The sequence below is a fragment of the Demequina sp. genome, assembly GCF_016278765.1.
Lineage (GTDB): Bacteria > Actinomycetota > Actinomycetes > Actinomycetales > Demequinaceae > Demequina.
This window is the reverse complement of the sequence record NZ_JADQBE010000047.1, coordinates 22,670-36,381: the sequence shown is the minus strand read 5'-3', so window position 1 is coordinate 36,381 and position 13,712 is coordinate 22,670. Positions and strand designations below refer to the sequence as shown.

The window sequence follows — 13,712 nt, the reverse complement described above, 5'->3', positions numbered from 1 at the left end:
TCGTCCTCGCCGCGATCATACTCTGGCTCGCATGACTTCAGAGACACGCCCTAGTTGAGGTTGTAGCCGAACTTCCTAGTCTGAAGCGTCTCCTTGAAGTGGGACTCGGCTCGGTCGACTTCATCCGGTGTCGTGTTCGACCCAAAGACTCGTAGCAGGCTCCACGTGAAGTGCTGTGCGCGCTCAGGATCGATACCTAGTGCTTCGCGGAGCGCCACATTCCCCCCATGGGCCGTTTCCGCATACTGCTTCCACCGACCAAGAATCCGCTGAGCTCCGTCGGCTTTGCCGACATAGAGCTTGCCCGTACTGCGATCCACGATGAGGTAGATCCCCTGCACAGCACCAAGCGCCGTCTGCCACGAGGCGTACCGCGAGTCGCTCATGACCTCCTGCAACTGCGCGTACGACAACGCAATGCGGTCAAAGCCTGGAAAGGGCACCGCGTCAGGGTCCGAAGTCTCCACGACGGGAAAACTCGCTGCCACCGCTCCACGCTTCGCCCAGTTGATCGAGTCCGAGGACCACTCCGCCACCAGTCGACCATCGAGAGAGTGAAGCAAGTCCGACTCCACCAGGTCGTAGAAGCGGTGAACGTCATCACGCTCTTCCTCGACATCACCGAAGTTCTCATACGCCCCGTACAGCCGGGATCGTCGTCCACCGTCCGCCAGGAACACGAGCCACCAACGTGGCGGCTGTTTCGGAAACTTTCCCCCGGGCGCACCCTGGCGACGTGTGTACGTCATGACGCCCTCAGCGGTCGCATCACTGGGCGACGCCAGCCCTTCCTCTTTGAAGGTGTGCCTAATCGCGAGCACATCGGAAAGCTGAACGCCCGCGCTAATGAGCACATCCCCCAAGGTCAGGTTGCCCTGCCAACGCCCACTCTCGCCGCCACGTGCCCCAGTCATACCCTCACCCTATGGGCCCGCTTTCCGGGCGACGGAACGAGTCGAGCGCGGTGCGCGTCTGGGTGGAAGCAATCAGGGCAACCAACCGGGTTACTGAGCGCGACGCATTTTGCGACCGCGACGTGACACTTTCCACGCGGCTCCCATTAACTGAAGACGGTTGCACTTGGACGACAGCAGGTTCAGTACCCGTCCGGTGACCAGTGTGCGGTTGCGAAACGGACTGAGCCCCGCCTCCCACAGCGGGAACGCGGGGCTCAGCCGGTCTAGAACTAGTGCTGGCGTAGGCTAGATGCCCTTACTGGACAGCCACGAATGTGTCGTCCGAGAAGAGGCCGGGGGAAACGGCAAGGACGCCGTTCTGCCAACCGTCAGCGGGCACCTCAAGCATCTGGTCGCCCGTGACCGAGCCGCCTTCGTAGAGGGTCGTCAACGTGTCGAACTCGTCTTCCGCAATGAAGATCGTTGACCCATCGAGGGAGCTGATTGTGGTTCCCTCCGCGGTGACGAACTTGACGCTCGCCCAAGCCGAATCTCCTTGCTCGTCAGTCCCGATGTACGTGGCGGTCATGTTGATCACGAGCAGCGTCGAGCCAGCCTCAGGCGTCTGACCCAAGGAGTCCTCGTTGGCGGTTGTCACCGAGTTGATTGTCACTGTCCAGTCGCCGTCGGTGATCGCGGAGCCAAGCGGCGCGGGATTGCTGCGGGTGGTGCCGAGGGTGTCGTCGGCCGCAGCGGCGTCGGTCGTGGCGTCGTCCGCTGCGGCGTCGTCCGTTGTGTCCGCCGGGACCTCGACAGTGACGTCATCGACTGAGTCGCTGACGGCGCTCGCGAAGGCAACGTTCACGACAATGCCGATGATCAGCGCGAGCACGCCAAGAATGACGCCAGCCAAGGCGAGCCCCTTGCCGACGCCCACCTTCTTGGCCTTCATCAAACCGATGGCGGCGAGGATCGCACCAACGACACCGAGCAAGATACCCACGATATTGATCAGTGGGATGAAGGACCCCAAGAATCCCAGTAGACCGAGCACAAAGCCCGCAGTCGCGAGTCCATTGCTAGCCTTAGCGGGGGCAGGTGGGGGCGTAGGTGCGGGCTGTGCCGCTTGGATGTCGGACATGGGTCCTCCCTCAGTCTTGGTGGTACGCCACCTTCGGCGGCCATTTGACGCTAGCAGATCCGACTGACATACATGCCGACCTTCGGACCTATTCCTGTCCTGCCGAAAGGTGCACTGCGAGTTCGAGCACCGCAGACGTATTTCGTTCCGACTGCTACCGTCGTGCAACTGTGTGGGTGTTGCCCGCCGTGCATTGAACTGCTGGCGTCAAGAACACCGTTTCGAATCTTCCCGTCTGATGCATTTTGACCCAAGCGCAAGCAATGTTCTACAAGAACGCACCAATCTGCGGCGACGGCATCTGTGACGCGTTGAGGGTGAACTCATCACGTGGGTAGCAGAACCCAGAATGGGGCACCTACTCAGAGGTAATGGCCAAGCAACTGCGCGGCGAGGGCCCCGGTTGAACCGGCGACTGCCAGGTGGCGATCATCCCAGCCACTCGCACGTCTCAGGAATAGCCGAGCGGCTCGATCACTCGAAACGCCGCGGCTTCACGCAAACGCTCACGAGCCGCGTCGTCGTCGCGAAGGCGCAGCACCTCAGTAGAACCGTCGCGGTAGCGCACCTCGACGTCCTCCACGGCGGACCAGTCGACCGCCAGATACATCAGGAGCCCGTCAGCGATCTGCTGCGCCTCCTCGCGCTCGTCCTCGTCGGCCGTCTCGGTCGCCACCAGCGTGAGGTGTTGGTACGCACGCTGCACACCCGCCATGTACTCGCGGCTGAGCATCGGGTACGCGTGCGCATCCTCGAGCGCCGCGACCGCCTGGTCAAACAGCGCCGACCTCATTTTCGCGCCGCCCAGTTCGCCGTGCGGGGGCAGGCCCAACGCGTCCACCGCGTTCGCGTACTTGGTGCGCAGCTTCGCGGCCAACGCCGCATCGAGCCGCGAAAGCCGCTCCTCATCGAGGTTGTCCATGATGTCCGCGTGCTTCACCATAAGCGCGTGGCCCCCCGCGCTCCGGATCGCCGCGTAGTAGTCCTCCGAGGGCACACCGTCGATGCGCGTCAGCAAGATCACCGCATCGACCACCGCATCGGAAAACCCCATCTTCCGAAGCGCGTCTTCAGTCCACTCGGTGTCCTCCAGCACGTCGTGCAACCACGCGACGGCGACGGCCTCGTCGGGCGCGTCAGGGTAGAGGATGCGGACGTTGCCCGCCACACGCATCGGGTGTCGCCAGTAGGGAGCGTCGGCCTTGTCGGTCTGCCCCGAGTGTGCGGGGATGGCGAGGCGACGGGCGCGGGCGGCCTCCCAGGGCTCGTGGGCGGGCGCGGGTGATTCCCCGAAGTCGATCGCGGCCTCCGCGTCTCCCGCCGAGGAAACGGCACGCTTGCGCAGGTACGCGACCACCTTGTCCCAGGTCTCGAATTCCTCAGCGCCGAACGGCACCACGTGACCCTCGAACCTGTCCGCTCCGTTGTGCATCGGCCGATCGTCGACCAAGAAGTCGCCGCGATTGAGGTTCTTGTGATGGGACAGGATCAGGCGCTTGTGTGCGGCGGTGTCCTTGCTCATCCCCAGCTGCTTGTGCACCCACTCGACCTTGTGTTGCCACGCCGAGGGGTTCTTCCACGGCGCGGTGGACAGGATGTACACGTCGAACAACTTGTCCAGTTCCGCGAAGGCCTCGACGGCGCCGGGCATCGGCGGCATCAGCGCGAAGATGCCGGGGATCTCGTCCTCACGATCTTTGTACTCGGCGAGAACGTCCGGGTGGATTCCTTCGAGCGCGGCTCTGAAGTCCACGAGCGTGTTGTCCATGTCGATGTACAGCACCTTCTTGTGTGTCATTGCTGGTCTTCCTTTCGGTGAGTCACAGTTATGCCGCCCGGCGCGTTCACGGGAGGGTTCCGCTCAGGTGGGAGCGGACAAACAACCGAGCCGGCTTCCCCACCGTGCCCCGCTCAAACTCTCCAGTCGCCACCAACTGCGGCTCCATCGCGCGCCGGAAGGTGTCGCGCAGCGGGGTGCCGTCGGGGTCGACGGCGCGGTGCAGTCGCTCGAGTTCCAGCAGCGTGAACGGCCGGTCGCCCAACAGTGTCCACGGGTCGGGGTGCTCCCTATATGCAGCGCGCACGTGGGCGACGGCCAGGGCGAGAATCTCCTCGTGGTCGTACGCCAGCGGCCCGACGTCGTCGGTGGCCACGACGGCCGTCTCCCCCAGCGCTTCGGCTGGCACGGCGATCACGTGGGCGACGGACAGCACCCATCCGCGGTCGTCACGGCCGGGGGCGTCGAACACGTGAAGTTGCACGGGCTCGAGCCCGCCCAGGCCGGCCTTGTCCGCGAGGGAGCGGCGCACAGCGTCGGCCAGCACCTCGCCCTCGTGCAGGAAGGTGCCCGGCAGGCGCAAGTTTCCAGGCAGGGGGCGAGTGCCGTCGCGGCCGTCGGGAACCACAACCACGGCAAGCGCGCCGTCGGCCACAGTGAGCACCGCCGTGTCCACGGCGACGGAGGGTCGCGGGTAGTCCGTGAGGGTCCGTCCGGAAGAGTCGTGGTAGCTGGCCATACCGCAATTGTCGCAGGGTTGCGCTAATGTGTCAATTAGCGCAGAATAGCGCCAACAACGAAGGGGGTCGCCATGACCGAGAGCGACAACACACTGGATCTGAACGAGATACGCGCCGCCAGCGGAGACTTCGACGCGGACTTCACGGCCGAGGAGAGGGCGCGCCGGACCCCCGGGGTTGCCCGCAGGGCGGCCGGATCGATCGTCGGCATGGCCGTGGGCGATGCGCTGGGCGCGCCGTACGAGTTTGGCCCGTCACCGGGCATTGTGCTCGCGGGCACGGCCGACGACATGGTGGGCGGCGGCACCTTCGCCTGGGCGCCCGGGGAGTGGACGGACGACACCTCGATGGCGGTTCCCCTGCTGCGCGCCTTCGCGCAGACGGACCCGGCCGACGGCCGCGCGATCCCCACCGCGGTGGTGCAGGAGTGGCGCGCCTGGGCACAGAAGGCGCCCGACGTCGGCAACCAGACGCGCGCCGTGCTCGGCCGGCTGAGCGCAAGCTCCACGGCGGACGATGCCCGGGCCTCGGCGCGGCGCGTCCACGAGTCCACGGGCCGCAGCGGAGGCAACGGCTCGCTGATGCGCACCGCGCCGGTGGGCCTGCTGGTGCGGTTCTCGAACTCGGGATTCTTCAGCACCGCGCGCACGGTGGACGCCATCGTGACCAGCGCGCGTGAACTGAGCGGGCTTACTCACTATGATCCCGACGCGGGCGATGCGTGCGTGCTGTGGTCGGTGATGATCCACATGGCCGTGACCTACGGCGTGGTGGACGTCGAGGACGCGCTCCGGTGCCTGCCCGAGTCCCGGCGCGACCGGTGGCGCGCGCTGCTCGCGGAGGCGGCCGATGCCGAGCCCGGGGACTTCCCCAAGAACGGTTGGGTGGTGCACGCGCTGCAGGCGGCGTGGGCGGCGATCCATCGCGCGGGCTTCGACCTCGTCGACGACCTCACGGCCACGCCCGACGCCTTCCGGCTCGCACTCCAGCACGCGATCAACGCGGGCGGGGACACCGACACCGTCGCGGCGATCACGGGCGCGCTGGCGGGGGCGCTCGCCGGGGTGGACGCGATCCCGCTCGGCTGGCAGCGCCGCCTCCACGGCTGGGGCGGGGAAGGCGTGGTGCTGACCGGACACGAGCTCGCGACGCTCGCGGTGGAGGTGCAACGCAACGTCGGCAGCGACTACCCGACCTCGTATCAACCCACGGAACGCGTCGACTACTCGGCATACGGGGACATCGGCGTGCTCGCGAAGCACCCGCACGACGAGGGCGTGTGGATCGGCGCCGTGGGCATGCTGGACGACCTCCCGGCGGGTGTGGACGCGGTGGTCTCCCTGTGCCGGATCGGCACGCGGCAGGTGCCCGACGCGATCGCGGCCGGGGACCGGGTGACGGTGCGGCTGATCGACAAGGAGGCTCCCGGCGAGAACCCGCACCTGGAGTTCGTGCTCACGGAAGCGGCCGATGCTGTGGCGGCTTTGCGGGCCGAGGGCAAGACGGTGCTGCTGCACTGCGTGCAGGCCCAGTCGCGGACACCCACGGTGGCGGCGCTGTACTCGATGCGGCACCTGGGCGTGGACGGTGAGCGCGCGGTGCGCGAGGTGTGTGCCGCACTCCCCCAGGCGCACCCGAACCAGGCGTTCGCATCCGTGCTTCGCGCGCAAACCTTCACGCAATGACCTCTGGCGGTAGCCGGCGAACCCTGAACCACACACCCGACCAGGGGTACCCCTATCCAAATCTCGTGGAACGCAAGTGCGGCCCAGAATCAGGAATCAAACTCAGTTGAATCGAGGATCGCCGCCACCAGACTCCTCATCGTTGGCCGTCCCGAATCAGAGGGTTCTGAAAGACTCCACGCCCCACTTCGCGAGAAGGCAGTAGCATTCAGCGTATCGATGAGGACCGTCGGAACAAGATCGCACTCGAGCAGCCAGAAGGGCTCATAAGCAACCCGTTGCCCCATGAGTTGAACGTCGAGGGCAATGTTTTCGAGGATCGCTTCAGCGTTAGCAGTTGCGCCTGGGAACATTGCGGCGACTTCCCAACTGTGGGGATCATCGGAGCCCGGCAAGACCCTGAGTGGCGACACTGTCCAATCTCGTTCTGAATGGATCTCCGAGTCCAGGATCTGGCTGATGCAGGCGTAGCTCTCGGAACGTCGCGTGCTACCGGCGTTGGGAGAGGGAGGGCCAAAGACAATTCGCTCGGACGTCTCGATCAGGAACGACGGTCGCAAGGTTTCGAGAACCTCGGGCCACGTGAGCGGCTCAGCTGTAGCTTCAGGTCCGGAGAACCACAAGTTTGCCGTGAGATCAAACTGCAGCCGAAGGGTTCCCGTCTCGTCATGGACGATGTAGAGCACGTCACCGTCACTGCGAACGTGAGAAGCGACAAGGTCCGGATGGCGACTAGAAAGTCCCGCGATCACAGCCCACGCCTGGGCGAGGAGCAAGCTCGGGCTCAAGAACACTATTTCGTCGTCTTCGTCGGGGTCCATGCCACATTCTTGCGTGACCGCCACGCGCGAGCAACAGGGCCGCACCAACGCCGCAGCGCCGAGTTCGTAGCGACCATCGCTTGGGGCTGGTGCAGGAACTGGTGACCGCAATAGGGGCGCTGGCCCGACCAGTCACAGGTCGAAGTCGTCGTGCGTCGCGACCTGGGCGAGTTCGAATTGCCCATTCGGAAGCCGCCAATAGTGGATCCGACGTGCGGAAGGCGTGTTGATCTGGAGGCTGGCACGCCAGGCCACCGCCCCGTCGTCACGGGTGCGGATCGGGTCGTCGCCTCCGGTGCCCGTACGGAGCCGATGCACCTCGCGGCTTGCCACCTGGGGCGCAAGCCCCGTCAGGATCTCGAAGACCACATCTGCGACCTTCTCGTCGGCGATTCCTTCCAGCTCGGCCAAAGAGTCGAGGAATCGTGGACCGATGACGTACCCGGGCAGAGGCCTATCGCGCTGCTCAGCGGACATCGTGCGCGTCGCCCACTGGGTAAGGACCAGGTAGCGGAACCTCTGTTCAGGGTCAGCAAACTGGGGCCCGGGACCGCTCGAGGACGCTTTGGAGTTCCCTGCTTTTCGCAGCCGGGCCTTGGCGACCTTCAGGTCGTGTTCCATCTTGTTCGCGCGATGCTCCGCCTGATCCAGCAGGTAGCGAAGTTGCGCACGCTCGTCGGTGGCGGCTCGTAGTTGGGCCGCGAGCCCCTGGCCCTCACGCATGAGGCGGGTGACGTCAGCTACGAGCCCGTCGATCTTGAGCAGCAGCCCTCTGGTTGATTCCTTTTGCTGGGGGGCGGCGGCCACGGGCGCGCTGGGAGCGGGGTTTGGCCGCGAGGTGCCGTGATCTAGCATCGCGGGACTCGGCCGGGGATGAGGCTGCGCGGGGGCCTCTGGGAGGAGAGCCTCCGCAACCTGCGGCTCGGGCGCTGGAGTCGACACGTCACGGTCGGGCGCCGCAGTGGGCATCGGGAGCGCAGGCGCCTCGGTCAACTGATCTTCGTCGGCTTCTGGCTCGTCAAGCTCCTCGATCAGCCAGGCTGGACCTCCGGGCAGTAGCGACGGAGCGGTCAGGATCGGTTCATCGTCATCGACGTCACTGAGGACGAGCGACCACCTTGGTCCTGCGGCGGTCACCCGCGCGGGAATGACCTCGCCGACCGTCATGAGTTCCCGCAGATCATCGTAGGGGTTGGCGGTGACGTCGGAGCGCCACACGTCTACCGTCACGGATGGTGCGGTCGTCTTGGGGTACAGCATCAACTCGGCCCGATCGCTCTTCACCGTCGCGACTTTGGCGAGCACCACATCGCCCACCGAGTACACGGCAAGGGCCTCGTTGGGAGTGCGGAGGCTCTTGGCGACATCGATGCGCCTTGACTCCGCGTCAAACCACCCGCTCACCCGTTGGCCTACCGCCATGAGGCGCTCGATTGCCACATCGTCCACGACGAGTTCTTCTGCGACCGTGGCCAGCGAAGCGTTCCCGGTGTCGACCAAGGCTCGGCCCGCCACCACCATCTTGACGACCCCGTCAACCTTCCGCAGCATCTGCGAAGGAAGTGACTGGAGGAGTCCGGCTGCGGAGGCCATGCGGAACATATCCGAGATGAGTAGTTGCGTGGCGCGATTGCCGTCTTCAGGGTTGAAGGCGAAGCGAAGCGGGGACTTGCTGAGATCGGCCTGCCATTCGGTGCCAACCGGATAGACACGACCAGCGCCACCGAATACCTGTGTGCCCTCGGCCATGCGCTCCGAGAAATCCCACGAGACATCGCTGGTCGGCATGAGGAATACGTCAGCCAGGTTGCCCGCTTCTTGAGCAATCTCGACGACGTCGATCCATGGCTCGTTCTGGCTCGCGGGGATAGTCACGACGACGATGAGCCGCTCACGCTCAGTACCGTTGAGGAGGTCGGCCAAAGCGATGGCAGAGTTCGTGTCATCGACGCGCGTGATAGCCCCCATTGCTCAGCTCCTCGATGACTCCGGGACGTCTTCTTCAACACCCTTGGTCAGCCAGGCCAGATCGCTGTAAGCACCCTCTGTCGAGTGGTCATGGCCGCAAACAAACTGGTTCTCGCGGATGTCCTTCGCTACAACGCCGATCTTCGACTTGATCGCCTCAAGTAACGGTTGGTCGACTGCCTCGTTGAGGCTTTCGCCTTTCTCGTCGAGATTGAGGACCTGGATACGGTCCGCCGACTCGCCGGTCAAGTCACGATAGCCAAGGGCGTAGACGCTCAGCTGATCACGAGTGACGACCGTCGCCTGTGCCTCCTCGGTGGACTTGAAGTCGACGATGGACGTCTCGCCCGTGGCGAGCGACTTCACGAGGTCGATTCGGCCGATCACCGTTACGCCGGGTGCTACTTGGACTTCGATCTGCTTCTCGGAGTGAATCGTGTGCGTCAGGTCCTCTCCGTGGTGGTCGAAATACCGCTCGATCGCCTTGACCGCCGACTTGTTCAACTGCTCGCGCAGCGCAGGGTACGCGTAAGGGGTATGAAGGTGACGTTCGACAAGCTCTGGGGCTTCAGTTCGGTCTGGAACATCGCCGCCTAGAGCCCGCTTGTGCATCTCCGCGAGCGCGTCGTGGAGGCCCTTTCCGTAGCCGAGTGCCTCGTGAATCGGGGGATTAAAGCCGTACATGAACCGCAACTTGAACTGATATGGGCAGTCAAACAGATACTTGAGTTCCGAGAACGAGATCGAGATAGCGGGCGTTTCTGACTTCGGAACAGGCGGGAGGCTGCCACCCGAAGCGTGCACATCATCGGTTGTCGACACCCAATCAGACTGGGTCACCTCAAGGAAGAACTCTGAGGGATTCTTGTTGCGCGCGGCAGTGCCTGGCGCCCAGGTCATGTAGAGGTACTTCTGGGCGCGGGTGACAGCCACGTAGAAGAGCCTGCGCTCCTCCGAAGGCGTTCCCCTGTACCGCGCTCCGTTCTGAACAGCTCCCATGGGAATGATGTGAAAGATGTTGGTCCCGCCCTGCGCTGGGCTGGGGAAACGGTTGCGACGCAGGCAGGGAACAAACACCGCGGGCCATTGCATGCCTTTGGCGCGATGCACGGTAGATATGGTCACCGCATCGGGGGTTGCGTAGCCGGAGTCTTCGTCTGCCTCTTGGTAGTACCCAGGCGCTTGATGGGTCAGGAATCCCACGAATGACTCGTACTTGCGCTCGGGACTCGATGCGAAGTAGATGGTTTCGAAGTCCGAGATGACTTGGGAGAACTTGCCGAGCTGATACATGACGAGTTCGGCTCGGGACTGTCCGCCAGGGATCGTCGCCTCGCGCACGTCAAGTGCTTCGAGGACCTCGAGGTAGAGACGCTGAATGTTGTACGTCCCCCAGCGGTCACCCCGCCGGAAGTTCGCACCTTCATCCAGGATGCGGAGAGCTGGCGCCACCGGCTTTCCCGCTGGCAGAAGCTCTGCGGCCTCCCACAGTTCAGTGACTTCCTGTTCCGAGGCCTCGCCGGTCATGTACCGGAACATTGATACCAATGCCTGGATCTCCGGAGCATCGAACAGGCGTGCAAGACCCTTAATGATGTAGGGCACCTTGCGGGCCCGCAGTGCGGCGACCAACGCGTCTGCATCCTTGACAGTGCGGAAGAGTACTGCCATGTCTGACCACGACATTCCCCGAGCGTCCGCCCCGTCACGATCGGCAAAGGGCGTGCCGAGCAACTGCACGATTCGATCCGCAATCCACTCTGCTTCGCCGTCCAGATCGTCGAAATGCAGCGCAAGAATGTCGCCACGTTCCCACTGTTGATGCGACGCGTACTGCATCTCTTTCGAGAGCCGCTCGTCGGTAGGAAGTCGTTCCGCCACCGAGCGACCAAGCGCGACGACCCCCTGTGAGCTTCGAAAATTCTCGGCAAGCGTGATCTGGACGACTTCATCGTGCGACGCACTGAACTTCAGAATGTTGCTGACTTCACTACCGCGCCATTGGTAGATGGTCTGATCGTCGTCACCGACGACGCAGAGGTTTGCACCGTGACGGACGATTCCCCCGATCAGTCTTTCTTGAAGCGGGTTCACGTCTTGGTACTCGTCAACAACGACGTAGCGGATGTCGTTACGTACGTGGTGGAGCAGAGCCGCTGAACCAGCGTCGGTCTCGTCATCCGATTCGAGCATCTCAACGGCGGTCGCAACCATGGTGGTGTAGTCGAAGAGGTTTCGTTCAGCGATCATCGTCAGATAGGACTTGAGGCTCGCATCGACGGCGTCGGGCACCATCGACATGTCGACCGAGTCCTCCTGGAGGATCGAAAGCACCTGCGCGTACAGGCGTGAATCCGTGAAACGCCGCAGTGTCTGAGTCTCGCCGCCCACGATCTTGGTGCACGTCGTCAGGCCGGACTGCGTGCTGTTGCGATCTATCAGAAGTCGCTGCGTGACCTCCGTGAGAACGCCGTACTTGAATGCCTCGGGCACGTAGGTCTGGAGCAGGTTCAGGCAATATCCGTGCATGGTGCCCACGTACATTTCGGCGAGTCCAGGAATCTCGCCGTGATCTTGCCGCACGATCTCGTAGATTCGTTCCTTGAGTTCAGCCGCGGCTTTCTCCGTGAAGGTGAACGCCACGATGTTCCCTGGCGCCGCGCCGGGTAGACCCAAAATGGTGGAGATTCGCTGCGAGATCACCTGAGTCTTGCCCGACCCTGCGCACGCGATCAACTGGAGCGGGCTCGAGACTTCCGCAATGGCTTCCTTTTGAGACTCTGTATACGGCAGCGTCATGCGTTCCTCGTCTGAGTGTTGGTCCGGTGCCTCCCGATATAGCCGACGTAGACCTTTCCGGTCCTGTCCGTGTCATCCAGGTAGTGCATGCGTGTGGCGAAGGTGCTGCTCGTGTCGCACTTGAAGTGGGCTTCCATGGTCGTTTTTCCCGACGGGTCGACCTCAGGCGGAACCGGGAAGAGTCGCTCATCACCCCACTGCTCCATGGTCTGCGTTGTCTCGCCGCGAGCGTGCCAGGACGCGGGCACCTTTGTGCCGTTGTGCTTGTCACTCTCGAGGTAGGTCGCGACGTTTCCGGAGAAGTCCCCGCTCGCCTTAAGGCGGGCGTAGTCGTGGAGGACGCGGATCGCCTTCCAGGCCCGCTGAACCGCGAGGCCATTACCGTCCCGTTGTTGTGCTTCCATGACCTGGTCAAGGTCTCCTGTGAACACGACGTGAGCGGTGGCCGGATGCTCGCCTTCATCGGGCAAGAGGGTGAGAGCAAGTTCGCTGAGGTCGCTCGGAGTGTCCCAGGTGGCGTCGCGCACATATGCGTAGGCCTGCTCGCCGAGGCCCTGTTCAAGCATTTCCATCCGCAGGAAGTGGAGCTCGTCGGAGACCCGACCTATTTCCTCTTGTGCCTCCACCAGCTCTAGTCCCTGGTATTCGAAGTCTTCCTTCAGGGACTCGCGTGCCTCTTGCTCTTGTTCAAAGCGGGCGCGGTCCCGGGCGACGGATGCGCGGGAGGCCTCGAGTGCGGTTTCCAGCCGGTCGTGTTGGGCTTCTGCCGCGTCGAAGTCATCGACCGTCGGCTCATCGACCTCCTTGCCGAGCACTCGCGCTAGCAGGCGACGTGCTCGCCCGCGCAACTGTGCATAGGGCGACTCTTGCGCGACAACCGGAGCAGTCGAGGCCTCTTGATTGGCCGATTGCTGCCGAATTTCGGCCCTCTCCTGCTCGATCGTGGTCTCTTCGACGCTCCTGAGCACTTCCTCGAGCGCAGTGTCAATGAGTCTGCGTTGCCGGCGAATGTCTGCTGGGAGAGGGCTCGAAAGTTGACGGGCGCGAGTCTGCACCGCGAACGCAGATTGCAGATACGGCCGCACCCGAGGCCCATCAATCGCTCGAGCTAGCGTGCCGGGGCCCAAGAATCTGTGGTTGTGGCCATCGGCGGCGTTGCCGAGGTCGACGCGTGGCATGAACGTGCGCACATGTCCCTCGTTGACAGCGTGAGTGCGCGGAAGTCGTTGATTGAGTTCCGTGGTCGCGTCTTGCGTCAACACAAAGACACTTGCGGCTCCTGTGAGCTTGGAGGTCAAGCTCTCAACCCGGCTACGGAGTTTTTCGTCATAGCTTGGGCCCAATGATCCGGCCAGAATGACGGAGACGTTGCGCGCCTGGTCAGTGATGGCACTGAAGACGACGTCCACGTCCTCTATGCCGATCAGCCGGGGCTTTGCCGTCACGGGAGTGACCCCATCTACAACATCTTGCTCGGCGAGAAGTTGCCTCACGAGGCCCGGTGGATCTACCTCACCCTCGCCATCGGGGTCGTCAATTCGAAGCGCCTCGACGATCAGACTCCGGCGAGGCTGCCCCGAATCCGCGTACTCCATGGCAAGGGCATCAACTTGCCACTTACCGGATGCGTTTGTTTCTGTGAAGCGTAGGACTCGACGGCGACTGCCGTCCTCAGCCCGGTCCGCCTCCGCGACGACGAGCGACCTGCCGCTTCCAAGGTCGTGTACGCCCGGCTCGAAGAATGTGCCGTTGATAAACCCGGTCCGCTTCGAGCGGTCAACCTTCTTGCGCTTCTCGATCCAATCCTGGACCTCTTGTTCAGCGAGCCGGATGACATCGACGTCATCCGGGAGGCGCAGTGAAGTGCGGTACGGAAGTGGCATGC

9 protein-coding genes are annotated in these 13,712 nt (G+C 63.6%); 1 reads left to right on the top strand and 8 read right to left on the bottom strand.

Annotated elements, in window-relative coordinates:
* Positions 1-50 precede the first annotated feature (50 nt).
* The 4 genes from QZZ29_RS08760 to QZZ29_RS08745 form a co-directional block, all read right to left on the bottom strand.
* Positions 51-914 (bottom strand): GIY-YIG nuclease family protein, encoded by an 864-nt coding sequence (locus tag QZZ29_RS08760; RefSeq protein ID WP_291382645.1) that lies wholly within the window; start codon positions 912-914, stop codon positions 51-53.
* A 298-nt stretch (positions 915-1,212) separates the two neighbouring features.
* Positions 1,213-2,037, bottom strand: coding sequence for a DUF4190 domain-containing protein (locus QZZ29_RS08755; RefSeq protein WP_291382644.1), 825 nt, complete (start codon positions 2,035-2,037; stop codon positions 1,213-1,215).
* Positions 2,038-2,488: 451 nt separating this feature from the next.
* Positions 2,489-3,835 (bottom strand): HD domain-containing protein, encoded by a 1,347-nt coding sequence (locus QZZ29_RS08750; RefSeq protein WP_291382642.1) that lies wholly within the window; start codon positions 3,833-3,835, stop codon positions 2,489-2,491.
* A gap of 46 nt (positions 3,836-3,881) precedes the next feature.
* Entirely contained in the window at positions 3,882-4,553 is a 672-nt protein-coding gene (locus QZZ29_RS08745) for an NUDIX hydrolase (RefSeq protein WP_291382640.1), read from the bottom strand.
* Positions 4,554-4,625: 72 nt separating this feature from the next.
* Here QZZ29_RS08745 and QZZ29_RS08740 point away from each other — a divergent pair, with 72 nt between their 5' ends.
* Positions 4,626-6,239 (top strand): ADP-ribosylglycohydrolase family protein, encoded by a 1,614-nt coding sequence (locus tag QZZ29_RS08740; protein WP_291382639.1) that lies wholly within the window; start codon positions 4,626-4,628, stop codon positions 6,237-6,239.
* An 89-nt stretch (positions 6,240-6,328) separates the two neighbouring features.
* On the opposite strand, the gene QZZ29_RS08735 is transcribed toward QZZ29_RS08740, so the two are convergent.
* The 4 genes from QZZ29_RS08735 to QZZ29_RS08720 form a co-directional block, all read right to left on the bottom strand.
* On the bottom strand, positions 6,329-7,060 hold the full coding sequence (locus QZZ29_RS08735) for a hypothetical protein (RefSeq protein WP_291382637.1): 732 nt from the start codon (positions 7,058-7,060) through the stop codon (positions 6,329-6,331).
* A 132-nt stretch (positions 7,061-7,192) separates the two neighbouring features.
* Positions 7,193-9,028, bottom strand: a complete 1,836-nt coding sequence (locus QZZ29_RS08730) for a hypothetical protein (RefSeq protein WP_291382635.1) — start codon at positions 9,026-9,028, stop codon at positions 7,193-7,195.
* A 3-nt stretch (positions 9,029-9,031) separates the two neighbouring features.
* The gene (locus QZZ29_RS08725) at positions 9,032-11,827 is read right to left on the bottom strand and encodes an ATP-dependent DNA helicase (protein WP_291382633.1); all 2,796 of its coding nucleotides are present in this window, start codon (positions 11,825-11,827) and stop codon (positions 9,032-9,034) included.
* Complete coding sequence (locus QZZ29_RS08720; protein WP_291382631.1) at positions 11,824-13,710, bottom strand: hypothetical protein; 1,887 nt, start codon at positions 13,708-13,710, stop codon at positions 11,824-11,826. The genes QZZ29_RS08725 and QZZ29_RS08720 overlap by 4 nt, the downstream gene beginning before the upstream one ends.
* Positions 13,711-13,712: the final 2 nt, after the last annotated feature.